We start from the raw sequence: 399 nt of genomic DNA, 5'->3' as shown, positions 1-399 counted from the left end.
TCGTTCCACACCAAGATCATCAATAATCAAAAGCTGATATGAAGCCAATGCATTGATATATTCCGTTTTGTCTGCCAGTGGAAATATATCATCGATAATGGTATTGAAATTTGTCATCTTTACTGTTACTTCCTGCTTTAGAAGTTCATTGGCAATATAACTTTTCCCGGTACCAACCGGTCCCCAAAACAAACAACCCATATGATTTCTTTTCATTTCCTCCCAGTTATCAACATAATTTTTTGCCTTATGCATTACCGCATCTGACATATCTGCATTTTCAAATGTCCACTCTTCCATCCTGCTCTCGTCAAAACAGATGCTCGTATTTCTACTGACTAATTCCCGGTGTTCTTTGTCTTTAAAATATTTTTGTTCTTCTTCATACGCTTTTCTGTC

General features: G+C 36.6%; 1 protein-coding gene. It reads right to left on the bottom strand.

Features of this window, described 5'->3' with window-relative positions; translation table 11 throughout:
* The coding region (locus PG418_RS18780; protein WP_498837866.1) for a P-loop NTPase family protein at window positions 1-399 on the bottom strand (399 nt) is incomplete at both ends.

The organism is Bariatricus sp. TF06-38A, assembly GCF_027690675.1.
Lineage (GTDB): Bacteria > Bacillota > Clostridia > Lachnospirales > Lachnospiraceae > Allocoprococcus > Allocoprococcus comes.
Note: the sequence above shows the minus strand (reverse complement) of the source record. Positions and strands in the feature narration are given on the sequence as shown.